Raw genomic sequence first — 23,645 nt, 5'->3', positions numbered from 1 at the left:
CGCGTCGATCATGCAGTTGTGGTGCCCCGCAAAAGGGGCGGATCGGCGTGTTCCGCCCACCAGAACTGCATGATCGGCGAGGGAGGGGCGGGTCAGGGGCGGGTCAGGACGTTGAAGAGGGCGCCGTGGGGGTCGCGGAGGGCGGCGAAGCGGCCCGCCGGGGTGGTCTGCGGCGGGACCAGGATGCTGCCGCCGAGTTCGGCGGCGCGGGCCGCGGCCGCGTCGGCGTCGGCCACCGCGAAGTACACCGACCAGTACGCGGGCGTGTCCGCGGGAAACCCGTCGCCGAGCGGCGGCACCATGCCGGCCACGATCCGGGTGCCGAGCCGCCAGCCGGTGTACGTGACCGGGCCCGCCCGCTGGTCGTCCGGGTGCCAGCCGAAGACCAGCTCGTAGAAGACCTTCGCGCCCTCCGGGTCCGGGGTGACCAGTTCCGTCCAGGTGAGCGCCCCCGGGACGTCGAAGACCTCCGCCCCGGGCATCGACATCGGCTGCCAGACGCTGAACGTCGCCCCGGCGGGGTCGGCGAAGACCGCCATCCGTCCCTGGTCGAAGACCTCGAACGGGGGCACCACGACCTGCCCACCGGCTCGCTCGACCCGGCCTGCCACCAGGTCCGCGTCGTCGGTCGCCAGGTACGTCGACCAGATCGGCACCTGCTCGGGCACGGCCGGCGGGCCCGCGCCCGCGACCGCCCGCCCGCCGAGCAGGAAGACCGTGTAGCCGCCCGCCGCGGGCTCCGGGTCGATCCGGCCGGTCCAGCCGAACAGTTCGGGGTAGAACCGCCGCGCCTCGGCGAGTCCGGGGGTGGCGAGGTCGGCCCAGCAGGGTGTGCCCGGCGGGACGGTGCTCACGTCGACCCCTCTCGGCGGGGGACGGCCACGCCGGCACGCCCCTGCCGGAATCGTGGCACCGACCCGCGGCGCCCCGGGGCGGATCCGAGGAAACGTCAGCTGAACCGTCGACCCCGTCGCGCCGGGCAGGTCGCCGGTCAGCCCAGCGGCGCGGGCAGCGGTCGGGCGTGCAGCACGGCCAGGCGGGAGACCGCGCGGGTGAGCACCACGTAGAGCCGGTGCAGGCCGCGCGGCTCGGCGGCCACGATCGCGGCCGGCTCGACGACGATGACGTGGTCGTACTCCAGGCCCTTGACCAGGGTCGCGGGCACCACCGTGACGCGCGCCGCGGCGGCCGGCTCGTCGACGGTCGCGGTGTCGACGCCGGCGGCGTCCAGCGCCGCCCGCAGCCCGCCGACGGCGTCGTCGGCGGCGATCACCGCCACCGAGCCGTCGAACGTCAGCGCCGCGCGCACCTCGGCCACCGTCGCGGCGGCCAGGTCGTCGACCGTACGCACGTCGAGCGCGCCGTCGCGGCGCAGCGACTCGGCCGGGGGCACGTCGACGGCGAGCGCCGGCAGCAGCCGGTTGGCGAACGCCACCACGGCGGCGGGCACCCGGAAGCCGACCGTCAGCGGGACCACGACGGCGTCCGGCTTGCCGAGGTGGCGCAGGGACTCCCGCCAGTCGGCGGCGGCCCACGGGGCGGTGCCCTGGGCCAGGTCGCCGAGGAGGGTGATCGACCCGTGTTCGCTGCGCCGGGCGATGACCCGGCACTGCATCGGGGAGAGGTCCTGCGCCTCGTCGACGACGACGTGTCCGAAGCCGCCCGGCCGCTCGATCAGCCCGGCCGCCTCGTCGATCAGCACGGCGTCGGCCGCCGTCCATTTCGTGGCCTTCGGCGTCCGCCCGAGCTTCGTTCCGGTCGTGGTCGGGCGGCGCGCCGGGCGCGGGGCGTCCGCCGCGCCGGCTGCGGTCGTCGGGTCGGGCGTTCCGTCCGGGACGGCGATCCCGCGCAGCCGCGCCTGCTCCTCGGCGCTGAGCAGCCCGTCCGCCGCCGAGGCGAGCCGCTGCGGGTCGGTGAGCAGGGCGTGCACCAGCCCCTCCGGGGTGAGCGCCGGCCAGACCGCGTCGAGGAAGGCGGTGACCGGCGTGGCCTTGCCCATCCGGCGCAGCCAGGCGTCGCTCGGGGACTCGGCGCGGCGCGCCTCGGCCTGCCGTTGCAGCAGCGACACCACCCGGGCCCGGACGCGCTCGCGCCCCGTGGCGTACGGCAGCCGCTCCCGGCGGGTCTCCTCGACCACCCGGTGCAGCGGGTCCAGCCCGATCCGCCAGCGGAACGAGCCGTCCGAGACCATGATCGGCTCGGTCGCCTCGCCGATGTGCGCGTCGACCGCCCGGCGCAGCACCTCGGCCATCCGGGCGTCGTGCTTGATCGCGGCCACCGCCGGGTCGTCGACGGCCCGCACCGGCACCCGGCCGACCAGGTCCTCCACCGTGGCCTGCTCGACCTCGACCTCGCCGAGCGCCGGCAGCACCGCCGCGATGTACGACAGGAAGGCCCGGTTCGGCCCGACGATCAGCACCCCGGACCGGCGCAGCCGCTCCCGGTGCAGGTAGAGCAGGTACGCCGCCCGGTGCAGGCCGACGGCCGTCTTGCCGGTGCCTGGCGCGCCCTGCACGCAGATCGAGTCGGCGAGGTCGGCCCGGACCAGCTCGTCCTGCTCCGGCTGGATGGTGGCGACGATGTCGCGCATCGGCCCGACGCGCGGTCGTTCGATCTCGGCGGTCAGGATCCGGCTGGTCGTGCCCAGCTCCTCGCCCCGGTCGAGGCGCTCGTCCTCGAAGCTGGTCAGCATCCCGTTGCTGAACCCGAAGCGGCGCCGGACCGCCACGCCCTGCGGGTCGCGCGCGCTCGCCCGGTAGAACGACCGGGAGACCGGGGCCCGCCAGTCCAGCACCAGCGGCTCGCCCCGGTCGTCGGTGACGTGCCGCCGGCCGACGTGGTACCGCCGCCCGGCGTGGTCCGTGTGCCACCCGTCGGGCCCCTCGCCGGGGCCGGCGGGCGGGGCCCCGGTCGCCGGGCCGAAGTCGAGGCGGCCGAAGAAGAGCGGTGTGGTGGGGTCGTCGGCGAGTTCGGCGACCCGGCGGGCCAGGGTGCGCCCGAGCGTCTCGGCCGTGTACGCGTCGCCGGCCACCTGGTCGCCGGTGGAGAAGAGGGCCCGGGCGCGGTCCCGCATCCGGGCGAGGGCGGCCCGGGAGGTGGCGAGGTGCTCGCGTTCGGCGGCGAGGTCGGCGTCCAGGTGGAGATCAAGGTCGGTCACGGTGCATCCCGTCGGGTCAGCTGCCGGTCGCTCGCGTGTCCGGCGGGCGGATGGCCGGCCCCCGGCGCGGGACGTCCGATGCGGTGGTCACCTCACCCTGGCCGTCGAGCGACCTGACAGCTTACGCGCCGGGCGCGCGACGCTCCACCGAATTTCGGCCGTGGCGCCGTCCGGTTCCCGGTGCCGACCGGCGCCGACCCATGGGGGTCGGGTGACCAGGAATCATGGACGCATGACGGAGGCGCGTCCCGAGCGGCGCCAGATGACGGTCAGCGATCCGCAGGTGATGCGGGCGCTGGCCCATCCGGCCCGAATCGCGATCATGGAGCATCTGGGCAGGGTGGAGGGCGGTGCGACCGCCACCGAGTGCGCGGAGGTGGCCGGGCTGTCGCCGAGCGCCACCAGCTACCACCTGCGGGCGTTGGCGAAGTCGGGCCTGGTGGAGCAGGCGCCGAGCCGGGGGGACGCGCGCGAGCGGCTGTGGCGCACGGTCGGTCAGGGCCTGATGGTCGACGCGGGCCGCTCCGCCGGGCCCGAGGTGCGCGCGGCCGAGCAGGCGCTGGTGGAGGCGCACGCGGCGCGGGACCTGGAACGGGCCCGGGACTGGCTGCGGCGGGCGGGCGACGAGCCCCCGGAGTGGTACGACGCCGCGCTGTTCAGCGACACGGTGCTGCTGCTCACCGCCGAGGAGTTGGCCGGGCTGAACGAGGCGGTGAGCGCGCTGTTCGAGCCGTACCGGCAGCGGAACCGGCAGGGGGACGCGCCGGCCGGTGGGCGTTCCGTGGCGGTGCACTACCGGGTGGTGCCGCTGGCGTAAGGGGGTTGATCCGATCAGTTGTGAAGGATTATTTTCGAAGTATGTCTTTCACAACTGACGGTTCGCGCTGGTCCGACGTCTGGCTCGCCGCCGTCGCGCGTGGCACCTCGATCTGCGGGGACTTCCTCGCCGCCACCGCGCTGGCGCTCGCGCTCCAGGCCGCCGGGGCCAGCGGGCTCGCCGTGTCCGGGCTGCTGCTGGCGGCCACCCTGCCGCTGGTGGTGCTCGCCCCGGTCACCGGGCGGCTCGCCGACCGGGTGGACAGCCGCACGCTGCTGGTCGCCGTCGGGCTCGGGCAGGCCGCCGTGTGCTCCCTGCTCGCCTTCGCCGACCACCCCGCCCTGATCATCGGGCTCGTCGCGCTGCTCGCCTGCGGGTTGGCCGCGACCCAGCCCTGCCTCGCGGCGCTGCTGCCGACGATGGTGCGCCCCGCCGACCTGCCCCGGGCCAGCGCGATCAGCCAGACCGCCTCGTCCCTGGGCGCGCTCGGCGGCCCGGTGCTCGCCGGGCTCCTCGTCGGGCAGTTCGGCACCCGCGTACCGCTGCTCATCGACGCCGCGAGCTATCTCGCGCTGGTGGTCGTGGGCCTGCTGCTGAAGACCCGGCGGGGCGGCCGGCGGACCGCCGCGGCCACCCCGGAGACCGGGGCCGGCCAGGCCCCGGCGTGGCGGCTGCGCCGCGACCCGCTGCTGCTGGCCGTCGTCCTCAGTACGGCGGCCGTCATCACGGCGGTGGGCGGCATCAACGTGATCGAGGTCTTCTTCATCCGGGAGACCCTCGGCGGCTCGCCCACCACGTACGGGCTCGTCGGTGCCGCCTGGATGGCGGGCATGATGCCGGGGAGTTGGCTCTGCGCCCGGCTGGCCCGTCGGCTCACCGACGACGGCGCCCTGGTGTACGGGGTGCTGGCGACGCTCGGTGGCATCTGCCTCATGGTGCTGGTCGCCGCCGCCGTGCCGGCGGCCGCGCTGCTGGTCCCGCTCTGGCTGGTCGCGGGCGCGGCGAACGGCGGGGAGAACGTCTTCGCCAACGTGCTCACCGCCCGGCGGGTGCCCGAGGCGGCGCGCGGCCGGGCGTACGCCGCTTACGGCGCGGCCGTCCAGGGTGGCTCGATGGGCGGCTACCTCATCGGGGGCGCCCTGTTGGCCGTGCTGTCACCGCGACCCCTCATCGCGGCCGCCGGTGCCGTCGGCCTGCTGGTCGTGGCGGCGATCGTGCCGGCCGTCGTCCGGTCCGTCCGGCGTGCCCGGTCCGTCGACGCCGCCGGCGGTGGCGGACGCGCCGGCGGCGTCGACGTGGCCGGGTCGGTGGTGGCGGAGCGGACCGGCGGGGTGGCCGGCGCGCAGGGCGGCGGCGACCCGGCGGCGGATGCGGGGTTGGCCACTTCCACCCCGGCCCACTGAGCCCCCGCCCAGCGGCGGGGATACGGTCGGGGCATGGCTGAGCACGTCGCACGTCCCCGGGTCGGGCACATCCAGTTCCTGAACTGCCTGCCGATCTACTGGGGGCTGATGCGCTCCGGCGCCCTGATCGACGTCGACCTGCACAAGGACTCCCCGGACCGGCTCAGCGCCGCGCTGGTCGCCGGTGACCTGGACATCGGCCCGATCTCCCACGTGGAGTACCTGCGCCACGCCGACGAGCTGCTGCTCCTGCCCGACCTGGCGGTCGGCAGCGACGGCCCGGTGCTGTCCGTCAACATCGTCTCCACCCGTCCGCTGGCCGAGCTCGACCACGGCAAGGTGGCGCTGGGCTCGACCTCGCGGACCGGCGTGCTGCTGGCCCAGTTGCTGCTCGGCGAGCGGTACGGGGTGAACCCGGAGTACTTCCGCTGCCCGCCCGACCTGACCCAGATGCTGCTGGAGGCCGACGCCGGGGTGCTGATCGGCGACGTGGCGCTGCGCGCCCTCTACGAGGCGCCGAGGCGTGGCCTGGAGGTCACCGACCTCGGGCAGGCGTGGCGGGAGTGGACGGGCCTGCCGATGGTCTTCGCCGTCTGGGCGGTACGCCGCGACTTCGCCACCGCCCACCCGGGCCTGGTCAAGGAGGTGCACGAGGCGTTCCTGCGCTCCCGGGACCTCTGCCTGGCCGAACTGGACCAGGTGGCCGAGGCGGCCGCGCGCTGGGAGCCGTTCGACGCGGCGACCCTGGCGACGTACTTCCGCGCGCTGGACTTCTCCCTCGGCGAGCGCCAGGTGGCCGGGCTGCGCGAGTTCGCGCGTCGCGCCGCCGCCATCGGCGCCGCCCCGCCCCTGCCGGCCTCCGGCCCGGCCTTCTTCATGGGCTGAGCCCCTGACGGGCCCGGGCGGGGGCCGGGTCGGGCCGGGCGGGGGCCGGGTCTAGGTGGTAGGGCGGAGGAGGGCTTCGGTGATCTTCTGGCAGTTCCTCATGCCGTACTCGTAGCCCTTGCCGATCGGGTAGCGGACCATCACGCCCATCGTCCAGGTGTCGCCGATGGCGAGGCAGTTGATGTGCATCTCCTGCTCCCGCGTTCGGTCGATCCAGCCGTTCTTGATGGCGATGGTCTTGCGCTCCGCGGCCGGGAACGCCTTGCGGATGCCGAAGTCACCGCTGCCCCGGACGAGCCGCATCTCGCCGACCAGCCACTTGGTCCACTCGGCCCCGGCGGCGCGGCCGTCAGCGATGCAGGCGCCCATCCGGGCGGTGTCCCGGGGGGAGAGCGCGGTGCGGCTCCAGCCGCCGTCGGCGGCGACCTTGCTGTCGGTCAGCTCGCACAGGGAGATCAGCCGCTTGATCGAGGCGGACCGGCCGACCGTGTTGTAGAACTGCTCGGCCCGGGTGTTGTCGCTGTCCCGGATGATCTTCGTGGCGTCGGCGAGCCTGGCGGCGCTCGGGGTCTGGCCGGCGTCGTCGGCGCGGCGCAGGTAGTCGGCGACGATCCAGGCCTTGATCAGCGACGCGGTGGTGCTGGTCTCGTCCATGTTGTCCGAGCCGATGATCTCGCCGTTGCGGCGGTCGAGGACGCTCCAGGAGTACCAGCCCTCGATGTCCAGGTCGAGGTCCTTCGCCTGGAACGGCAGCGGCTCCGGCGTGGGGCTCGGCGTCGGCGACGGCCGCGAACTGCGGTCGCTCGGGGCGCCCGTGCCGCGTCCGGCCGGCTCGGCGGGGGCGCCCCACGTCGCGGCGGCGCGGGACTCGAACGGCGAGCCCGGCAGCAGCCGCAGCGAGACGAGCACCAGGCCGATGAGGACCACCGCGATGGCGATCAGCTTGAGCGGGGAGGCGTCGGCGGGCCCGTCGGCCCGGCGCTGCCGCGCCATCAGAGCTTCCCGGCGGGCTGCTGGGGCACCTTGAGGGCGGCACCCGGCTGCGGGGACACGAGCTGGCTGGCGACCGAGGCGCAGACCTGCGCGCCGTAGTCGAGGCCGCTCTTCTGCGGGTAGCGGAGCATCACCGCGAGGCTCCACCTGTCGGTGACCGCGAGGCAGTTGACGTGCCAGTTGCCGTCGTAGTTGAGCGGGGTCCAGCCGTTCTTCATGCTGACCGGGCCCTGGGCCTTGATGGCGGCGGGCAGGCCGTCGACGATGCCCCAGCGGCCACCGCCCGACCGGGCCTTCTGGTCCTTGGCGGCCGTGCTGCCCCTGACCTTGCTCATCTCGTCCAGCAGGAGCTTCGTCCACTTGGGGCCGGCGGCCGTGCCGTCGGCGATGCAGTCGCCGAGCCGGACGGCGTCGCGCGGGGACATCCGGGTGAAGCTCCACCAGCCCACGTAACCCGGCACGTTGCCCGGCTTGGTGTCGGTGAGCTCGCAGGTGCTGATCATCCGCTTGATCGTCGCGGCCCGGCCCACCGCGCCGTAGAGGGCGTTGGCGGCGTCGTCGTTGCTGTCCCGGATGGCGGTGGTGATCTGCTTCCTGCGCTCGGCCGGCAGCGGCTTGTCGCCGAGCTGGCGGAGGTAGTCCGCCGCGAACCAGGACTTGATCATCGATTCGGTGGAGCTGGTCGAGGTCATGTTCTTCGACCCGGAGATCTTGCCGCTCTCCCGGTCCATCAGGGCCCACGAGAAGAACTCGCCCTTGAAGTCCACCGTCACCGGGCCGGCGGCCAGGGTCGGCGGCGGGGGCGGGGTGGGCGCGGGGGCCGCGACGCTCCCGCCGCCGCTTCCGCCGCTCGCGGCGTCGTCGCCGGCGAGTCGGGCGTACGCGGCCGGAACGAGCAGGCCGCCACCGAGGAGGACCGCCACGACGGCGAGCACCAGGGTCACGCGGGATCGCATGAGTGGGTGAGCTCCAGAGGTCAGGGCCGGGGGGACCGGCTGGTTGTCGGACGGATCGGCGGCTCGCCGAGGGCCGGGGGATCCGCCCTCCGTGTTGCTCGGGGCGATCGTCGGCAGCCGATCGGTGTGACGGGGGAAGTCTACGTGCGGATCGGTGGCGCGCCAGAACCCGACACCTGGCAACTTGCCATGTAGGCGGGATATCGAGCCGCTATGCGGCTGTTGAGAGGATTCAGCTTTCCATAGTGAGCCAAGTCATAGTTTAGGCGGCTACCCGCTGTCGCGGCCCCGTGCCGAAAGTGTCTCCGGAAACCTGTTACACCCTCTGGTGTCTCGAGAGGCGAGCTGTAACACTTGACCCCATGTATGGCAACGACTTCTCCGCCGAGGACGCACCCGGCGGCGGCCTGCTCGGCGAGGTCGAGGCGGCGGAGGCGGCCCTGCGGGAGGCCGCCGAGCGTGGCCGCCGCTCCGGGGCCCCCGGCCCGGACGAGGACCTCGAGGCCTACTTCGCCGAGGTCATCGACGCCGACCAGAAGATCGAGCCGCGCGACTGGATGCCCGAGGCGTACCGCAAGACGCTGATCCGGCAGATCGCGCAGCACGCGCACTCCGAGATCATCGGCATGCAGCCGGAGGGCAACTGGATCAGCCGCGCCCCCTCGCTCAAGCGCAAGGCGATCCTGCTGGCCAAGGTCCAGGACGAGGCCGGTCACGGCCTCTACCTCTACGCCGCCGCCGAGACCCTCGGGATCAGCCGCGACGAGCTGGTCGAGCTGCTGCTGAACGGCCGGCAGAAGTACAGCTCGATCTTCAACTACCCCACGCTGACCTGGGCCGACGTGGGCGCCATCGGCTGGCTGGTGGACGGCGCCGCCATCGTCAACCAGGTGCCGCTCTGCCGCTGCTCCTACGGGCCGTACGCGCGGGCGATGATCCGGGTCTGCAAGGAGGAGTCGTTCCACCAGCGGCAGGGCTACGAGATCCTGCACACTCTGGCGCACGGCACGCCCGAGCAGAAGGCGATGGCGCAGGACGCCCTCGACCGCTGGTGGTACCCGTCGCTGGCGATGTTCGGCCCGCCGGACACCGACTCCACCCACTCGGCGCAGTCCATGGCCTGGAAGATCAAGCGCTTCTCCAACGACGAGCTGCGCCAGCGCTTCGTGGACATGTGCGTGCAGCAGGCCGAGATCCTCGGCCTGACCATTCCGGATCCGGCCCTGCGCTGGAACGAGTCCCGGCAGTCGTACGACTTCACCCAGCCCGACTACGACGAGCTGATGCGGGTCATCAAGGGCAACGGTCCGTGCAACCGGCAGCGGATGGAGCACCGCCGCCGCGCCCACGACGACGGCGCCTGGGTGCGTGAGGCCGCCGCGGCGTACGCCGCCAAGCGGGTGGAGAAGAAGGAGAAGGTAGCGGCGTGAGCGAGCGTAGCGAGCGAACGGACCAGCGCGGCGTGAGCGGTCCTTCGCCCTTGTGGGAGGTCTTCGTGCGGGCGCGGCGCGGGCTGTCGCACACCCACGTCGGCAGCCTGCACGCCCCCGACGCGGAGCTGGCCCTGCGCAACGCGCGGGATCTCTACACCCGCCGCCAGGAGGGCGTCTCCATCTGGGTGGTGCCGGCGGGCGCGATCACCGCGTCCAGCCCCGACGAGAAGGACGCGTTCTTCGACCCGGCGGCCGACAAGGTCTACCGCCACCCCACCTTCTACGACGTGCCGGACGGGGTGGCCCACCTGTGAACGAGCGCAGCGAGCGAACCATCCGGCTCAGCACCGGGGCGCCTCGCGCCGCCGCCGAGCGGAGCGAGGTGGCGGCGTGAACGGCCCCTTCGACTTCGTCCTCGCCCTCGGCGACGACGCGCTCGTCGCGGCGCAGCGGCTGGCCGAGTGGACCACCCGCGCGCCGGAGATGGAAGAGGACATCGCGCTGGCCAACATCGCCCTCGACCAGCTCGGCGCGGCCCGGCTCCTGCTGTCGTACGCGGGCGAGCTGGAGGGCGCCGGCCGGGACGAGGACGCGCTGGCGTTCCTCCGCGACGACCGGGAGTTCCGCAACTGCCTGCTGGTGGAGCAGCCCAATGGCGACTTCGCGGTCACCATGGCGAAGCTGTTCTTCCTCGCGGCCTACCAGCTCCCGCTCTACACCGCGCTGGCCGGGTGCGCCGACGAGCGGCTGGCGGCGATCGGCGCCAAGGCCCGCAAGGAGTCGGCCTACCACCTCGACCACGGCTCGCTGTGGGTGCGGCGGCTCGGCGACGGCACCGAGGAGTCGCACCGGCGCATGCAGGCGGCGGTCGACCAGGTCTGGCCGTACGTGCACGAGCTGTTCGCTTCCGACCCGGCGGCGCCGGTCGACCCGGCCACCCTGCGGGCCGACTTCGACGCCACCGTCGCCGCCGTGCTCGACGAGGCCACGCTGACCCGGCCGGAGTCCGGCTGGGCGCCGGCCGGCGGGCGGGACGGCGTGCACACCGAGCACCTGTCCTACCTGCTCGCCGAGATGCAGGTGCTGCACCGCGCCCACCCCGGGGCGCGCTGGTGACGGACCCCAGGGAGGCCGTGGCGGCGGTGGTGGACCCGGAGATCCGGGTCGTCACCATCGACGACCTCGGCATCCTGCGGGCGGTCGACGAGGACCCGGCCACCGGCCGGGTGGTCGTGACCATCACCCCCACCTACACGGGCTGCCCGGCGATGGACGTGATCCGCGCCGACATCCGGCGGGCGCTGGCCGCCGCCGGCCGCCCCGACGCCGACGTGCGGACCGTCTACAGCCCGGCGTGGAGCACCGACTGGATCTCCGACGCCGGGCGGGCCAAGCTCGCCGCCGCCGGCATCGCCCCGCCGTCGCCCGTGCGCACCGGCAACGTGGTGCCGCTGACGCTCGCCGTCCGCTGCCCGCGCTGCGGCTCGCCCGACACCGAGCAGGTCAGCCGCTTCGGCTCGACCGCGTGCAAGGCACTGTGGCGGTGCCGTTCCTGCCGTGAACCCTTCGACCACCTGAAGGCGCTGTGACTGTCACCATCACCCGCCCGGTCCGTCGCCGGCCGGTCTTCCACCCGCTCTCCGTCGCCGCCGTCGACCGGCTCACCGGTGACGCCGTGGCGGTCACCTTCGCCGTGCCCGAGGAGCTGCGGGAGACGTTCGCGTTCTCCGCCGGCCAGCACCTCACCGTCCGGCGCCCCGGTGCCGCCGGCGAGGACGTGCGGCGGTCGTACTCCATCTGCTCCACGCCCGACGACCTCACCCGGCACGGCCGGCTGCGGATCGGCGTGCGGGAGATCCCCGGGGGCGCGTTCTCCGCGTTCGCCTGCGGCGCGCTGCGCGGCGGCGACACGATCGAGGTGCTGCCGCCGCTCGGGCACTTCACCACGGCCTTCGCGCCGGACCGGGTCCGCCACTACGGCGCGGTGGTCGCCGGCTCGGGCATCACCCCGGTGCTCGCGCTGGTCGCGACGGCGCTCGCCGTCGAGCCGGCCAGCACGTTCACGCTGGTGTACGGCAACCGCACGGCGAACACGGTGATGTTCGCCGAGGAGCTGGCCGACCTGAAGGACCGGTGGCCGACCCGGCTGCACCTGGTGCACGTGCTCTCCCGGGAGCAGGGGGAGTCGCCGCTGCTCTCCGGTCGGATCGACGCCGACCGGCTGGGCCGGCTGCTGGACACCATCGTTCCCGGCGACGCCGTCGACGAGTGGTTCCTCTGTGGTCCGTACGACATGGTGGTGGACGCCCGGGAGGTGCTCGCGGCGCGTGGCGTGCCGGAGTCGGCGGTGCACACGGAGCTGTTCCACGTCGCCGAGGCCCCGGCCCCGCCGCGGCGCCCGGCCGACGAGCCCGGGGGCGGCGCCGAGGTGACGATCCTGCTGGACGGCCGGTCGTCGCGCTTCACGATGGGGCGCGACGAGCGGGTGCTGGACGCGGCGCTCAAGGTGCGCGGCGAGCTGCCCTACGCCTGCAAGGGCGGGGTCTGCTCGACGTGCAAGGCCAAGGTGGTCGACGGCGCGGTCACGATGGCCCGCAACTACGCGCTGGAGCCGGACGAGGTGGCCGCGGGCTACGTCCTCACCTGCCAGGCCAGCCCGACCACCGACCAGCTGACGGTCGACTACGACGCCTGACCGGTCTGCCCGCCGGTCGGCGGGGGGAAGCCGGTCGGCGGGGTCGGCGCCGGCACCGCGTCGACGCCGCCGACCTCACCCCGCCGGTGCTCAGCTCGGGGCCTTGACCTGGCCGTCGTAGGCGATGCTGCGCCACAGGTCGAACTGGCGGTCGTTGCCGACCAGGGGCTGGCCGACCAGCGCGACGGCGGCGTGCACCTCCTCGTCGTTGCGCAGCTGCCGGAAGTAGCCGGGGCCGACCAGGGCGATGCCCCGGTTGGTGGACTGGATCAGCTTCATGTCGTTCTCCGTGAGGTCGAGGGGCGGGTTGCCGGCGAGCTGGCGGGCCACGTCGGCGCGCATCGAGTCGAGGTCGACGAACGAGGGGTCGATCTTGCCGCTGGTGCTGGTCTCGCGGTGGCCCCGGGCGTGGCTGGCGTCCCGGCCGAGCCGCCGCAGCACCGCGGCGGTGGCGAGCACCGAGGCGGAGTACTGGGCGCCCGTCATGGCCTGGCTGACCCCGTTGTAGTCGATCTCCCAACCGATCATCAGGGTGTTGCCGTCGCCGGCCGGGATGGGGCCGCTGCCGCGGCTGACGCCGGCGTGGTTGGCCCGCCCACCGGAGATGACGTGGAAGACGCCGTGGTAGTCGACCAGGGCCTGGCAGAGCGGGCCGGGCAGGTCGGACCGGCCGTTGATGCAGATGTTCAGGGCGGGGTGCGGGTTGCCGGCGCTGGAGGTGGCCGCGGTGTGGTGCCAGAGCACGCCGATCGGGGCGAACGAGCTGCCGGCCACCCGGCCGAGCCAGTTGCCGTGCTCGACCACCGTGACGCCGGCGGCGCGGAGCACGTCGGCGAGCCAGGGGATGGTGGCCATCAGGCCGCCGTCAGGTCGGCGAGGCACTCCGGCGCCCGCGCCGTCGCCGCGTGCGCCGGTCGGCCCGCCGTCGCGACGGCCAGCGCGGCGGCCGCGAGCGGCGCGAGGCCCAGCAGCGCCCGGCGGCGTAGGGGAGGACAGGTGGGGGAAGGCGCTTCCACAATCATCCACGGATGCTAATTGATCGATGAGTTGGGGGTAAGTCCCCCGGTTCCCGGCCGCCCGGCGGGGGCCTGTGGCGCGGTCGACAGGAGTCCGGCGAGGCCGGCCGGGGAGGGGGCGACGTAGGCTCGGGGGGTGAGTGTGAGCCGGGAGATCGACGACATCCTGCAGCGTGGCGCGGACGGCGGGCGGATCACGCCCGAGGAGGCCCTGCTGCTCTACACCGAGGCGCCGTTCCACGCCCTGGGCGAGGCTGCCGACGCGGTGCGCCGACGGCGCTACCCGGACAACATCGTCACGTACCTGATCGACCGCAACATCAACTACACCAACGTCTGCGTGACGGCGTGCAAGTTCTGCGCGTTCTACCGGGCCCCTAAGCACAAGGAGGGCTGGACCCACCCGACCGAGGAGATCCTGCGCCGCTGCGGCGAGGCGGTCGAGCTGGGCGCCACCCAGGTCATGCTTCAGGGCGGCCACCACCCCGACTACGGCGTGGAGTACTACGAGGAGCTGTTCTCCTCGGTCAAGAAGGCCTACCCGCAGTTGGCGATCCACTCGATCGGCCCCAGCGAGATCCTGCACATGGCCAAGGTCTCCGGCGTCAGCCTGGACGAGGCCATCGCCCGGATCAAGGCGGCCGGGCTGGACTCGATCGCCGGCGCCGGCGCCGAGATGCTGCCCGCCCGGCCGCGTACGGCGATCGCGCCGCTGAAGGAGTCGGGCGAGCGCTGGTTGGAGGTCATGGAGCTGGCGCACCGGCAGGGCGTCGAGTCGACCGCCACCATGATGATGGGCACCGGCGAGACCGCCGCTGAGCGGATCGAGCACCTGCGGATGATCCGCGACGTGCAGGACCGCACGAAGGGCTTCCGGGCGTTCATCCCGTGGACGTACCAGCCGGAGAACAACCACCTCAAGGGCCGGACCCAGGCCACCACCCTGGAGTACCTGCGACTGGTCGCGGTGGCCCGGCTCTTCTTCGAGACGGTGCCGCACCTGCAGGCGTCCTGGCTGACCACCGGCAAGGACGTCGGGCAGCTCGCCCTGCACATGGGCGTGGACGACCTCGGCTCGATCATGCTGGAGGAGAACGTCATCTCCTCCGCCGGCGCGCGGCACCGCTCCAACCTGCACGAGCTGATCGGCATGATCCGCTCGGCGGACCGGATCCCCGCCCAGCGCGACACCCTCTACAACCGGCTGGCCGTGCACCGGACCCCGGCCGACGATCCGACCGACGAGCGGGTGGTCTCGCACTTCTCCTCGATCGCCATGCCAGGCGGCGGCGCCGGAAAGGCCCTGCCGCTGGTCGACGCCCGCTGAGCGGCGCGTCGCGGCCACCCGCGCGACCCCGACACCCCACCGTCGTCCGGCGGTGGGGTGTCGTCGTACGCGGGCCGCTGGGTGGACGGTGGCGCACGCAGCGTGACCGTCGGCGGCTTCGCGGGCCAACCGATCGGGTGAATTCCCGTGGGCCGTTGATCTCGATTAGGTTGCCATTCGGGGCCGGTGCCGGGGCGGCGGGGGCAGCAAGACATATCAATCCGGGCATTCCTTAAGCGATTCTTAGCCGCGCTGTTCAACGCGCCCGACCTGGGGGTGGCGTGCGTGATCGCTTACCGCTAACGTCCCCGGCCGTACCTTTCCTTCACCCCAACGGGGGGAACTCTTCCATGATCTTCCGTAACCGTTCGCTGGCGCGTATCGGCGCCGGCGCGCTGCTCGCCTCCGGCGCGTTGACCGCTCTCGGTAGCCCGGCCCACGCCGCAGGCACGGAGACGGACCTCGCGATCGAGGTGGCCGGCACGCGGGTCGCCGCCAACGCGCAGGGCAAGCTGGCCTACGCGAAGGTGACCAACCTCGGCAAGAACACCCCGAGTGAGCTGGCCGTGCGGGTGGACGTCTCCAAGGTGGACTTCGACAAGGTCATCGCCTGGCCGGCCGTCGAGGACGGCTGCGACATGGAGGGCACCGAGGAGAAGCCGACCGCCTTCATCTGCTACGCCACGGAGAAGGGCCTGCCGGGCCCGGGTGAGACCACCGACCTGCCGGTCGTCCTGTTCAAGAACGAGGCCGAGGGCACCTACCAGGCCCCCCTCTCCTTCAAGCTCGTCTCGAAGGACGACACCAACGCGGCGAACAACACCAAGACCGCCACGCTGGACCTCTCGGACGCCAGCGGGCCGGATCTCTCGGTCGTCGCCGAGGACGTCAAGCAGGCCGTGAAGATCGCCGACGGCGACCCGGTCTACTCCGGCGACCTGCACGCGGGCGGCCGGTCGGCGCTGACCTACTTCATCAGCAACCAGGGTGACCTGGCCGCCGCCGGTCTCAAGATCAGCGTCAAGCTGCCGAAGGGCGTGACCCCGACCGAGGTGGAGCCCGGCTGCGAGTACGCGGCCGACAAGTCCACCTTCACCTGCACCTACGCCAACTTCGGGCTGATCCCGCAGGACGAGGACACCAGCGACGAGGACAAGCTCTACTCGGCCTACGGCTTCTACCACCTGTTCGACGTGGCGGCGAACGTGAAGCCGGGCGCCCTCCAGGGTGGCCTGGTCAGCGTCGAGCCGGTCGGCACCGCGCCCAGCCAGCAGCGGACCAAGGCGGTCAACCTGCCGGAGAACATCACCGGCCTGCAGGCCAAGGATGTGGACGCCACCGACAACTCCGACGGCTACGCCGTGATCGTCGCGGCCAAGGGCGGCACGGGCGGCGGCGGTGACGACGACGGCGGCCTGCCGGTGACCGGCGCGCAGACCACCCTCATCGGCGGCATCGGCGGCGCGGTGCTGGTCGCGGGTGCGGTCATGTTCATGGTGGCGCGGCGGCGCCGGGTCGTCCTGGTGACCCCGGGCGACGAGAAGCCGACGGCCTGACGGTCGTCCTCCATCGACCCGCGAGGGTCGTTCACATAACGCACGGCAGCGGGGGCGGGATGGGTGACCATCCCGCCCCCGCTGTGTGTCTCCTCCGACCGTCCGGATCGGCCGGACGGAGGAGACACGGTCTCCCTGCTGGCGCGTCGCATCGACCTTCGATAACGTCCGCCCCGGTTCCGCAACCATCCGTTTCTTCCCTACCCCACGGGGGACCGATGACCCTGTTCCATCGCTCGGCCCTGGCCCGCGCCGGTGCCGTGGCGCTCCTCGCGGCGGGCGGCCTGACCACCGTCGCGGTTCCCGCCCACGCCGCCGACGGGCCGGACCTTGCCGTGATCCCGATCAGCACCCAGCTCGCGAAGGGTGTCGACGCGGCCCGGAGCAAGCCGTTCAAGTTCACCGTCACCAACGCCGGCACGGCCACGGCGGAGAACGTCTCGTTCCGGGTGGACACCCGGGAGCTCAAGAAGAGGCGGGTCGGCTTCGTGGTGCCCGAGGGCTGCCACGTCATCGAGGACTACCTCTACCAGTGCTCCCTCGGCGACCTGCCCGCCGGGACCAGCAAGGACTTCGGCGTCCCGCTGTTCAGCACGGGCGGCCGGGGCGACGGCGGCGTGCTGGTCGTCGGCGTGGCCACCACGACGCCCGAGAGCGACCTCGGTGACGAGGTCGTCGAGGTGCCGGTCACCGTGACGAAGCCGGGCTACGACCTCACCGCCTGGGTGCAGGACGTCCAGGGCAACGTCGTGGTCAACGGCGCGGTGGCCGACGAGCCGGACCTGAGGCCGGTACGCCGGGGCGAGACCGTCGCCCTGGACTGGGCGGTCTACAACGACGGCAGCCGGCCCGCGACCGGCGTCTTCTACGGCATCACCCTCCCGGCGGGCGTGAGCTTCGTGACGCTGCCGGAGGGCTGCGTCGAGCAGGCGCTTCCCGACAGGGAGCAGGCGTTCTGCGAGGACGCCGGCGTGACCGTCCGCCGCGGGCAGTACTACACCGCCGACGTCACGGTGAAGGTCGGCGACGACGTCACCGAGCCGGTGCTCCGGGAGGGCGACCTCTTCGCGTACGGGCTGGACGCCGCCGAGGGCGAGCCGGAGGGGGAGCCGCAGGTGGCCGGCCCGGCGCAGCGGAAGGCCTTCTCCGAGGTCGACGCGCTGGACAACCACACGGTCTTCGAGGCATTCGTCGACCTGTCGGCGCAGCCGAGCCCGACGCCGACGCCGACCGGGGAGCCGACGCCGACGCCGACCGTGGCGCCGACGGCCACCCCGACGGGCGGGCCCACGGCGGTCCCGACCACGACCCCGGGCACCGGTGGCGGTGACGGCGGCGGGCTGCCGGTGACCGGCGTGCAGGCCGGCCTGATCGGCGGCATCGGCGTGGCCGTGCTGCTGGCCGGCGGCGCGCTGCTGCTGGTCTCCCGGCGGCGCAGGGTCGTCCTGGTGGCGCCCGGCGACGAGAAGTCGACCGACTGACGTACGGCCGCACGGGGGCGGGGTGGGCGACCACCCCGCCCCCGTGGCGTACCCGGCCCCGTGGCGGGTCGGGCCACCGCGCCCTGTGACGTACCCCGGCCGCGGTCGACCCACCAGCCGTCGGCGCGGGCGGGGCTGGCAGAGTGGAGGGGTGAGCCGTACCCCGCAGGGCCAGCGCGCCAGCCTGGACAAGCAGCCGCACGAGGTCGCCGCGATGTTCGACGGCGTGGCGGCTCGCTACGACCTGACCAACACCGTCCTCTCCTTCGGGCAGGACCGCTTCTGGCGGCGGGCCACCCGGGCCGCGCTCGACCTGCGGCCGGGCGAGCGGGTGCTCGACGTGGGCGCGGGCACCGGCGTGTCCACCGAGGAACTGGCCCAGTCGGGTGCGTACGCGGTGGGCGCGGACCTGTCCCTCGGCATGCTGCGCGTCGGCAAGCGGACCCGCCCGGAGGTGCCGCTGCTGGCCGGGGACGCGTTGAAGCTGCCCTTCGCCGACGCCAGCTTCGACGCGGTGACCATCTCCTTCGCGCTGCGCAACGTGAACGACACCGACGCCGCCCTGCGGGAGCTGGCCCGGGTCACCAGGCCGGGCGGCCGGCTGGTGGTGTGCGAGTTCAGCACCCCGGTGAACCCGGCGTTCCGCACGGTCTACCTGTCGTACCTGATGCGTTCGCTGCCGAGCGTGGCCCGCGCCGTCTCCAGCAACCCCGACGCGTACGTCTACCTGGCCGAGTCGATCCGGGCGTGGCCCGACCAGCCCGCCCTGGCCGCGCGGATCGGCGCGGCGGGCTGGGGCAGGGTGGCCTGGCGCAACCTGACCGGCGGGATCGCGGCGCTGCACCGCGCGGTCCGCGCCTAGTCCGATCCGGCACGTTTTTCGCAAGTATCCGTTTTTGCTCCACTTTGTTCCGTAAGCTCGCCTCCATGACGGGACGACACCAGGCGGTCGGCGCGGAGGCCACCGACGACGCGACCGAACTCATCGCCCAGCTCAAGGAGCTGGCCGGCGCGGATCCCGCCGACGTCCGACAGGTGGTGGCCGAGGTGCTGGCCGCCCTGGACCGCGCCGCCGGCGGCGCGCTGCGCGAGCACCTGCCGGAGACGATCCGGCACGACGCCGGCCTGGACCCGGCCACCTCCGCCCGGCGCTGACGCCCGCCCCGGCACCCCGCCTCCGACCTCGGCCGACGTGTCCGGGGCAAGTTAGGTACCCCTGATCCGGCGTGGTCATGACGTCGGTCATAGACTCCCACCGTCTGGCTTGTGAAGCATTTCACGAGCATGCGGGAGGAGGCGCGGAATGGCCGCGGTGGAACAGGACGCCGACGTGATCGTCGTGGGCGCCGGTCCCGGTGGGTCGGCTACCGCGTACCACCTGGCTCGGCACGGCGTGCGGGTGTTGCTGCTCGAAAAGACCGAGTTCCCCCGGGAGAAGGTCTGCGGCGACGGGCTGACCCCGCGCGCGGTGCGGCAGCTGATCCGGATGGGCGTGGACACCTCCCCCGAGGCGGGCTGGCTGCACAACCGGGGCCTGCGGGTCATCGGCGGCGGCGTCCGGCTGGAGCTGGACTGGCCCGACCTGGCGAGCTTCCCCAACTACGGCCTGGTGCGCACCCGGCTCGACTTCGACGACCTGCTCGCCCGGCGGGCCGTGGAGTCGGGCGTCGAGCTGCGCACCGGCGTGAACGTCACCGGCCCGGTGCTGGGCCCGGACGGCCGGGTGACCGGCGTCGAGGCGGAGGTCGGCCCGGGCAAGGAGCCCGCCACCTTCCACGCGCCCCTGGTCGTCGCGGCCGACGGGGTCTCCGGCCGCTTCCCGCTCGCCCTCGGGCTGGCCAAGCGCGAGGACCGGCCGATCGGCGTCGCTGTCCGCCGCTACTACCGCTCGCCGGCCAGGCACGACGACAACTACCTGGAGTCCTGGCTGGAGCTGCGCAGCAAGGACAGCGGCGACAACCTGCTGCCCGGGTACGGCTGGATCTTCGGGCTGGGCGACGGCCGGGTCAACGTCGGCCTCGGCGTGCTCAACTCCTCGTCCGCGTTCGGCAAGACCAACTACCGTCGGCTGCTCACCGACTGGCTGGCCAACACGCCCGCCGACTGGGGCATGACCGACGAGGCGAACGCGGAGGGCCCGATCCTCGGCGCCGCCCTCCCCATGGGCTTCAACCGGGTGCCGCACTACACCCGTGGCGTGATGCTGGTCGGTGACTCCGGCGGCATGGTCAACCCGTTCAACGGCGAGGGCATCGCGTACGCGATGGAGTCCGGCGAGCTGGCCGCGGAGGTCGCCGTGCAGGCGCTCGCGCGCCCCGCCGGCGCGGACCGGGAGCGCGCCCTCGCGGCGTACTCGACGGAGCTGAAGGCCCGCTTCGGCGGCTACTACCGGCTCGGCGGCATCTTCGTGAAGCTCATCGGCCGGCCCGAGATCATGCGGATGGCCACGAAGCACGGCATGCCGCACCCGATGCTGATGCGCTTCGTGCTCAAGCTGCTGGCCAACCTGACCGACCCCCGCGACGGGGACGCGATGGACCGCGTCATCAACGCGATGACGAGAGTGGCGCCGGCCGTGTAGCGCGAGGAGTGAGCCCGCGAGCCCCCGCGGTCGCCAGCGAAGGCAGCCCCGTGTGACGGCCCCGTCCACGGTCGGCGACGACCGCGGAAGCGGACAAGGGAGATCGACCCCCGCCGACGACCGTCGCGAGGGACGTGAATAGTGTGATTTTTGACAAGGACCAGGGCAGGGAAGGACGAGCAGGAGAAAACGATGTCGCTCTCGCCTTACGCACCGATCATCGGGCTGTTCGCCCTCGCCGCGGGGTTCGCGCTGTTCTCCGTGGGCGCTGCCCGCTTCGCCGGTCCCCGGCGCTACAACAAGGCCAAGCTCGAGGCGTACGAGTGCGGCATCGAGCCCAGCCCGCAGCCGATCGGCGGCGGCCGGTTCCCGATCAAGTTCTACCTGACGGCGATGCTCTTCATCGTCTTCGACATCGAGATCATCTTCCTCTACCCCTGGGCGGTCTCGTTCGACGCCCTGCCGATCTTCGGCTTCGTGGAGATGGTCCTGTTCATCGTCGCGGTCTTCGTCGCCTACGCCTACGTCTGGCGGCGCGGCGGCCTGGACTGGGACTGAGGGAGGAACCTCAGATGGGTATCGAGGAGAAGCTTCCCGCCGGTGTCCTGCTCACCTCGGTGGAGAAGCTGGTCAACTGGTCGCGGAAGACGTCGGTCTGGGGGGCCACCTTCGGCCTGGCCTGCTGCGCCATCGAGATGATGGCCGCCGGCGGTCCGCACTACGACATGGGCCGCTGGGGCATGGAGGTCTTCCGGGCCTCGCCGCGGCAGGCCGACCTGATGATCGTGGCCGGCCGGGTGAGCCAGAAGATGGCCCCGGTGCTGCGCCAGATCTACGACCAGATGGCGGAGCCCCGCTGGGTCATCTCCATGGGCGTCTGCGCCAGCAGCGGCGGCATGTTCAACAACTACGCCATCGTGCAGGGCGTCGACCACATCGTCCCGGTCGACATGTACCTGCCCGGCTGCCCGCCCCGGCCCGAGATGCTCATCGACGCGGTCCTCAAGCTGCGCGAGAAGATCGGGCACGAGCCGCTCGGCCCGAACGGCCGCAAGATGCTCGAGGCGCGCCAGGCCCGCGGCGACGTCCCGGTCGTCCCCTACGGCTCGATGCCGTCGTCGTACCGCAGCGACAAGGCCCGGCGGGCCGAGTGGACCAAGGCGGTCCGTGAGGGTCGCGAGGAGCAGCTGCGGATCGAGAACTGGATGAAGGCCCAGAACCACCTTCAGCACGGGGGTGTCCAGAAGTGACCGCGCCTCAGGACAGGAAAGACGACGGCGGCGTGCCGGTACCGGTCACGCCGGCCGGCGCCAGCAGCACCGCACCCGCCGAGTACCCCCCGGCCAGCCCGGCCGGCCGGGGCATGTTCGGCAACCAGGGCACCGGGGACGTGTCCGGCTTCGGCGGCCTCGTCCGCCAGCGCCGGACGATCGAGGACGCGCCCCGGCCGTACGGGGGCTACTTCGACGAGGTCCGCGACGCGCTGGAGGAGGCGTACCCGGCCTTCGCCGACGCCGTCGAGAAGGTCGTGGTCGACCGGGGCGAGCTGACCCTGCACATCCGCCCGGAGCGGATCGCCGAGGTCTGCCAGGTGATGCGCGACGACATGGCGCTCCGCTTCGAGCTCTGCTCCTCGGTGTCGGGGGTCGACTACCTCGGCGCCGACGCCCGCCGCCTGCACGTCGTCTACCAGCTCACCTCGATGACCTACCGCCGCACGGTGCGGCTGGAGGCCGCGGTCTCCGCCGAGGACCCGCACCTGCCGAGCGTCACGTCGATCTACCCGACGGCCGACTGGCAGGAGCGCGAGGCGTACGACATGTTCGGCATCGTCTTCGACGGTCACCCCAACCTGACCCGGATCCTCATGCCGGACGACTGGGAGGGGCACCCGCAGCGCAAGGACTACCCCCTCGGCGGCGTGCCCGTCGAGTACAAGGGCGCTGAGATCCCGCCGCCGGACCGGAGGAGGTCCTACCAGTGACCACGTCGAACTACGCCGCCGAGCGCGACACCACCGAGGGCAGGGTCTTCACCGTCACCGGTGGCGACTGGGACAGCGTCGTCTCGGGGACCGACCCGATCAACGACGAGCGGATCGTCGTCAACATGGGCCCGCAGCACCCGTCGACGCACGGCGTGCTCCGGCTGGTCCTGGAGTTGGAGGGCGAGACGGTCCGCGAGGCCCGCTCGGTCGTCGGCTACCTGCACACCGGCATCGAGAAGAACCTCGAATACCGCAACTGGGTCCAGGGCAGCACCTTCGTGACCCGGATGGACTACCTCTCCCCGATCTTCAACGAGACGGGGTACGCGCTGGCGGTGGAGAAGCTGCTCGGGATCTCCGACCAGATCACCGAGCGGGCGAACACCATCCGGGTCCTGATGATGGAGCTGAACCGGATCTCGTCGCACCTGGTCTGGGTGGCCACCACCGCCATGGAGCTGGGCGCGATCAACATGATGCTCTACGGCTTCCGCGAGCGTGAGTACATCCTGGAGATCTTCGAGATCATCACCGGCCTGCGGATGAACCACGCGTACGTCCGGCCGGGCGGCGTCGCCCAGGACGTGCCGGACGAGGCGATCGTCAAGATCCGCGAGTTCCTCAAGCTGCTGCCGAAGCGGCTCAAGGAGTACGAGAACCTCCTCTCCGGGCAGCCCATCTGGCTCGAGCGGACGAAGAACGTCGCGGTGCTCGACGTGACGGGCTGCGTCGCGCTCGGCGTGACCGGCCCGGTGCTGCGCTCCGCCGGCCTGGCCTGGGACCTGCGCAAGACCATGCCGTACTGCGGCTACGAGACGTACGAGTTCGACGTGCCGACGCACACCGACGGCGACGTGTGGGGCCGCTACGTGGTCCGGCTCGCCGAGATCCGGGAGTCGCTCAAGCTCGTCGAGCAGGCGTTGGACCGGCTCAAGCCGGGCCCGGTCATGGTGGCCGACAAGAAGATCGCCTGGCCGGCGCAGCTCGCCATCGGCGTCGACGGCATGGGCAACTCGCTGGAGCACGTCGCGAAGATCATGGGTCAGTCGATGGAGTCGCTGATCCACCACTTCAAGCTCGTCACCGAGGGTTTCCGGGTGCCGCCGGGCCAGGTCTACGTCGGCATCGAGTCGCCCCGCGGCGAGCTGGGCGTGCACGCCGTCTCCGACGGTGGCACCCGGCCGTACCGGGTGCACTACCGGGAGCCGAGCTTCGTCAACCTCCAGGCCCTCCCGGCGATGGCCGAGGGCGGCCTGATCGCCGACGTGATCGCCGGTGGGGCTTCGCTGGACCCCGTCATGGGTGGGTGTGACAGGTGAGCGCGAGGAGTGAGCTTGCGAGCCTCGCAGTCGCGAACG

Annotated in this window: 24 protein-coding genes; 18 read left to right on the top strand and 6 right to left on the bottom strand. The window is 72.8% G+C overall.

Annotated features, from left to right (window positions below):
- Positions 1 to 92: 92 nt before the first annotated feature.
- Positions 93 to 854: a VOC family protein gene (locus AB0G08_RS22250; protein WP_358091062.1), complete on the bottom strand. Its 762-nt coding sequence runs from the start codon at positions 852 to 854 to the stop codon at positions 93 to 95.
- Between the two features lie 137 nt (positions 855 to 991).
- The gene (locus tag AB0G08_RS22245) at positions 992 to 3,073 is read right to left on the bottom strand and encodes an AAA family ATPase (RefSeq protein WP_358091089.1); all 2,082 of its coding nucleotides are present in this window, start codon (positions 3,071 to 3,073) and stop codon (positions 992 to 994) included.
- A 316-nt stretch (positions 3,074 to 3,389) separates the two neighbouring features.
- On the opposite strand from AB0G08_RS22245, the gene AB0G08_RS22240 reads away from it, so the two are divergent.
- From AB0G08_RS22240 to AB0G08_RS22230, 3 genes are read left to right on the top strand one after another with little or no spacing between them, the layout of a single operon-like run.
- Positions 3,390 to 3,974, top strand: coding sequence for a helix-turn-helix domain-containing protein (locus AB0G08_RS22240; protein ID WP_358091060.1), 585 nt, complete (start codon positions 3,390 to 3,392; stop codon positions 3,972 to 3,974).
- Positions 3,975 to 4,015: 41 nt separating this feature from the next.
- Positions 4,016 to 5,377: an MFS transporter gene (locus AB0G08_RS22235; RefSeq protein WP_358091057.1), complete on the top strand. Its 1,362-nt coding sequence runs from the start codon at positions 4,016 to 4,018 to the stop codon at positions 5,375 to 5,377.
- A gap of 33 nt (positions 5,378 to 5,410) precedes the next feature.
- Positions 5,411 to 6,262, top strand: coding sequence for a menaquinone biosynthesis protein (locus AB0G08_RS22230; RefSeq protein ID WP_358091055.1), 852 nt, complete (start codon positions 5,411 to 5,413; stop codon positions 6,260 to 6,262).
- A gap of 51 nt (positions 6,263 to 6,313) precedes the next feature.
- Here AB0G08_RS22230 and AB0G08_RS22225 read toward each other — a convergent pair whose 3' ends face one another.
- Together AB0G08_RS22225 and AB0G08_RS22220 are read right to left on the bottom strand one after the other, a co-directional pair.
- Positions 6,314 to 7,255, bottom strand: a complete 942-nt coding sequence (locus AB0G08_RS22225; RefSeq protein WP_358091053.1) for a hypothetical protein — start codon at positions 7,253 to 7,255, stop codon at positions 6,314 to 6,316.
- Positions 7,255 to 8,211, bottom strand: a complete 957-nt coding sequence (locus AB0G08_RS22220) for a hypothetical protein (RefSeq protein WP_358091051.1) — start codon at positions 8,209 to 8,211, stop codon at positions 7,255 to 7,257. Before AB0G08_RS22220 ends, AB0G08_RS22225 begins: the two co-directional genes overlap by 1 nt.
- A 362-nt stretch (positions 8,212 to 8,573) precedes the next feature.
- Between AB0G08_RS22220 and paaA the strand changes: the two genes are divergently transcribed.
- From paaA to paaE, 5 genes are all read left to right on the top strand, one after another.
- Positions 8,574 to 9,641 (top strand): 1,2-phenylacetyl-CoA epoxidase subunit PaaA, encoded by a 1,068-nt coding sequence (paaA, locus tag AB0G08_RS22215; protein WP_358091049.1) that lies wholly within the window; start codon positions 8,574 to 8,576, stop codon positions 9,639 to 9,641.
- Positions 9,638 to 9,958, top strand: a complete 321-nt coding sequence (gene paaB / locus AB0G08_RS22210) for a 1,2-phenylacetyl-CoA epoxidase subunit PaaB (protein WP_121397098.1) — start codon at positions 9,638 to 9,640, stop codon at positions 9,956 to 9,958. Before paaA ends, paaB begins: the two co-directional genes overlap by 4 nt.
- A 76-nt stretch (positions 9,959 to 10,034) precedes the next feature.
- Positions 10,035 to 10,760, top strand: coding sequence for a 1,2-phenylacetyl-CoA epoxidase subunit PaaC (gene paaC, locus AB0G08_RS22205; RefSeq protein WP_358091046.1), 726 nt, complete (start codon positions 10,035 to 10,037; stop codon positions 10,758 to 10,760).
- On the top strand, positions 10,757 to 11,233 hold the full coding sequence (paaD, locus tag AB0G08_RS22200; RefSeq protein WP_358091043.1) for a 1,2-phenylacetyl-CoA epoxidase subunit PaaD: 477 nt from the start codon (positions 10,757 to 10,759) through the stop codon (positions 11,231 to 11,233). The genes paaC and paaD overlap by 4 nt, the downstream gene beginning before the upstream one ends.
- The gene (gene paaE / locus AB0G08_RS22195) at positions 11,230 to 12,339 is read left to right on the top strand and encodes a 1,2-phenylacetyl-CoA epoxidase subunit PaaE (protein ID WP_358091041.1); all 1,110 of its coding nucleotides are present in this window, start codon (positions 11,230 to 11,232) and stop codon (positions 12,337 to 12,339) included. Before paaD ends, paaE begins: the two co-directional genes overlap by 4 nt.
- Positions 12,340 to 12,429: 90 nt before the next feature.
- Here the strand turns inward: paaE and AB0G08_RS22190 are convergent, their stop codons facing one another.
- Both AB0G08_RS22190 and AB0G08_RS22185 read right to left on the bottom strand, forming a co-directional pair.
- On the bottom strand, positions 12,430 to 13,194 hold the full coding sequence (locus tag AB0G08_RS22190) for an N-acetylmuramoyl-L-alanine amidase (RefSeq protein WP_358091039.1): 765 nt from the start codon (positions 13,192 to 13,194) through the stop codon (positions 12,430 to 12,432).
- Positions 13,194 to 13,361: a hypothetical protein gene (locus AB0G08_RS22185; RefSeq protein ID WP_358091037.1), complete on the bottom strand. Its 168-nt coding sequence runs from the start codon at positions 13,359 to 13,361 to the stop codon at positions 13,194 to 13,196. Before AB0G08_RS22185 ends, AB0G08_RS22190 begins: the two co-directional genes overlap by 1 nt.
- Positions 13,362 to 13,491: 130 nt before the next feature.
- Here AB0G08_RS22185 and mqnC point away from each other — a divergent pair, with 130 nt between their 5' ends.
- The 10 genes from mqnC (at position 13,492) to AB0G08_RS22135 (ending at position 23,606) form a co-directional block, all read left to right on the top strand.
- A complete protein-coding gene (gene mqnC / locus AB0G08_RS22180; protein ID WP_358091035.1) occupies positions 13,492 to 14,682 on the top strand; it encodes a cyclic dehypoxanthinyl futalosine synthase in 1,191 nt (396 codons plus the stop codon).
- A gap of 350 nt (positions 14,683 to 15,032) precedes the next feature.
- Positions 15,033 to 16,238, top strand: coding sequence for an LPXTG cell wall anchor domain-containing protein (locus tag AB0G08_RS22175; protein ID WP_358091033.1), 1,206 nt, complete (start codon positions 15,033 to 15,035; stop codon positions 16,236 to 16,238).
- A 218-nt stretch (positions 16,239 to 16,456) separates the two neighbouring features.
- Positions 16,457 to 17,719: a cell wall anchor protein gene (locus AB0G08_RS22170; protein WP_358091031.1), complete on the top strand. Its 1,263-nt coding sequence runs from the start codon at positions 16,457 to 16,459 to the stop codon at positions 17,717 to 17,719.
- A 151-nt stretch (positions 17,720 to 17,870) separates the two neighbouring features.
- Positions 17,871 to 18,581 (top strand): demethylmenaquinone methyltransferase, encoded by a 711-nt coding sequence (locus AB0G08_RS22165; protein WP_358091029.1) that lies wholly within the window; start codon positions 17,871 to 17,873, stop codon positions 18,579 to 18,581.
- Between the two features lie 65 nt (positions 18,582 to 18,646).
- Positions 18,647 to 18,874 carry a hypothetical protein gene (locus tag AB0G08_RS22160; RefSeq protein ID WP_358091027.1) on the top strand — a complete coding sequence of 76 codons (228 nt, stop codon included), beginning with the start codon at positions 18,647 to 18,649 and terminating at the stop codon, positions 18,872 to 18,874.
- Positions 18,875 to 19,022: 148 nt separating this feature from the next.
- Positions 19,023 to 20,300 carry a geranylgeranyl reductase family protein gene (locus tag AB0G08_RS22155; protein WP_358091024.1) on the top strand — a complete coding sequence of 426 codons (1,278 nt, stop codon included), beginning with the start codon at positions 19,023 to 19,025 and terminating at the stop codon, positions 20,298 to 20,300.
- A 192-nt stretch (positions 20,301 to 20,492) separates the two neighbouring features.
- Positions 20,493 to 20,858, top strand: coding sequence for an NADH-quinone oxidoreductase subunit A (locus tag AB0G08_RS22150; RefSeq protein WP_358091022.1), 366 nt, complete (start codon positions 20,493 to 20,495; stop codon positions 20,856 to 20,858).
- A 14-nt stretch (positions 20,859 to 20,872) separates the two neighbouring features.
- A complete protein-coding gene (locus AB0G08_RS22145; protein ID WP_089002433.1) occupies positions 20,873 to 21,550 on the top strand; it encodes an NADH-quinone oxidoreductase subunit B in 678 nt (225 codons plus the stop codon).
- Entirely contained in the window at positions 21,547 to 22,284 is a 738-nt protein-coding gene (locus AB0G08_RS22140; RefSeq protein ID WP_358091020.1) for an NADH-quinone oxidoreductase subunit C, read from the top strand. The genes AB0G08_RS22145 and AB0G08_RS22140 overlap by 4 nt, the downstream gene beginning before the upstream one ends.
- The gene (locus AB0G08_RS22135) at positions 22,281 to 23,606 is read left to right on the top strand and encodes an NADH-quinone oxidoreductase subunit D (RefSeq protein WP_357872710.1); all 1,326 of its coding nucleotides are present in this window, start codon (positions 22,281 to 22,283) and stop codon (positions 23,604 to 23,606) included. Before AB0G08_RS22140 ends, AB0G08_RS22135 begins: the two co-directional genes overlap by 4 nt.
- The last annotated feature ends 39 nt before the right edge of the window (positions 23,607 to 23,645 follow it).

This window comes from Micromonospora sp. NPDC023644 (assembly GCF_040640115.1).
Taxonomy (GTDB): Bacteria; Actinomycetota; Actinomycetes; order Mycobacteriales; family Micromonosporaceae; genus Micromonospora.
Note: the sequence above shows the minus strand (reverse complement) of the source record. Positions and strands in the feature narration are given on the sequence as shown.

Excerpts from the sequence above, each read along its gene's own strand:
- AB0G08_RS22235 (WP_358091057.1), top strand. The coding sequence starts at position 4,016 with ATGTCTTTCACAACTGACGGTTCGCGCTGGTCCGACGTCTGGCTCGCC.
- AB0G08_RS22155 (WP_358091024.1), top strand. The coding sequence starts at position 19,023 with ATGGCCGCGGTGGAACAGGACGCCGACGTGATCGTCGTGGGCGCCGGT.
- paaA (WP_358091049.1), top strand. The coding sequence starts at position 8,574 with ATGTATGGCAACGACTTCTCCGCCGAGGACGCACCCGGCGGCGGCCTG.
- AB0G08_RS22245 (WP_358091089.1), bottom strand. The coding sequence starts at position 3,073 with ATGCGGGACCGCGCCCGGGCCCTCTTCTCCACCGGCGACCAGGTGGCC.
- AB0G08_RS22230 (WP_358091055.1), top strand. The coding sequence starts at position 5,411 with ATGGCTGAGCACGTCGCACGTCCCCGGGTCGGGCACATCCAGTTCCTG.
- AB0G08_RS22220 (WP_358091051.1), bottom strand. The coding sequence starts at position 8,211 with ATGCGATCCCGCGTGACCCTGGTGCTCGCCGTCGTGGCGGTCCTCCTC.
- AB0G08_RS22145 (WP_089002433.1), top strand. The coding sequence starts at position 20,873 with ATGGGTATCGAGGAGAAGCTTCCCGCCGGTGTCCTGCTCACCTCGGTG.
- AB0G08_RS22190 (WP_358091039.1), bottom strand. The coding sequence starts at position 13,194 with ATGGCCACCATCCCCTGGCTCGCCGACGTGCTCCGCGCCGCCGGCGTC.
- AB0G08_RS22175 (WP_358091033.1), top strand. The coding sequence starts at position 15,033 with ATGATCTTCCGTAACCGTTCGCTGGCGCGTATCGGCGCCGGCGCGCTG.
- AB0G08_RS22185 (WP_358091037.1), bottom strand. The coding sequence starts at position 13,361 with ATGATTGTGGAAGCGCCTTCCCCCACCTGTCCTCCCCTACGCCGCCGG.
- AB0G08_RS22225 (WP_358091053.1), bottom strand. The coding sequence starts at position 7,255 with ATGGCGCGGCAGCGCCGGGCCGACGGGCCCGCCGACGCCTCCCCGCTC.
- AB0G08_RS22170 (WP_358091031.1), top strand. The coding sequence starts at position 16,457 with ATGACCCTGTTCCATCGCTCGGCCCTGGCCCGCGCCGGTGCCGTGGCG.
- AB0G08_RS22240 (WP_358091060.1), top strand. The coding sequence starts at position 3,390 with ATGACGGAGGCGCGTCCCGAGCGGCGCCAGATGACGGTCAGCGATCCG.
- AB0G08_RS22150 (WP_358091022.1), top strand. The coding sequence starts at position 20,493 with ATGTCGCTCTCGCCTTACGCACCGATCATCGGGCTGTTCGCCCTCGCC.
- AB0G08_RS22160 (WP_358091027.1), top strand. The coding sequence starts at position 18,647 with ATGACGGGACGACACCAGGCGGTCGGCGCGGAGGCCACCGACGACGCG.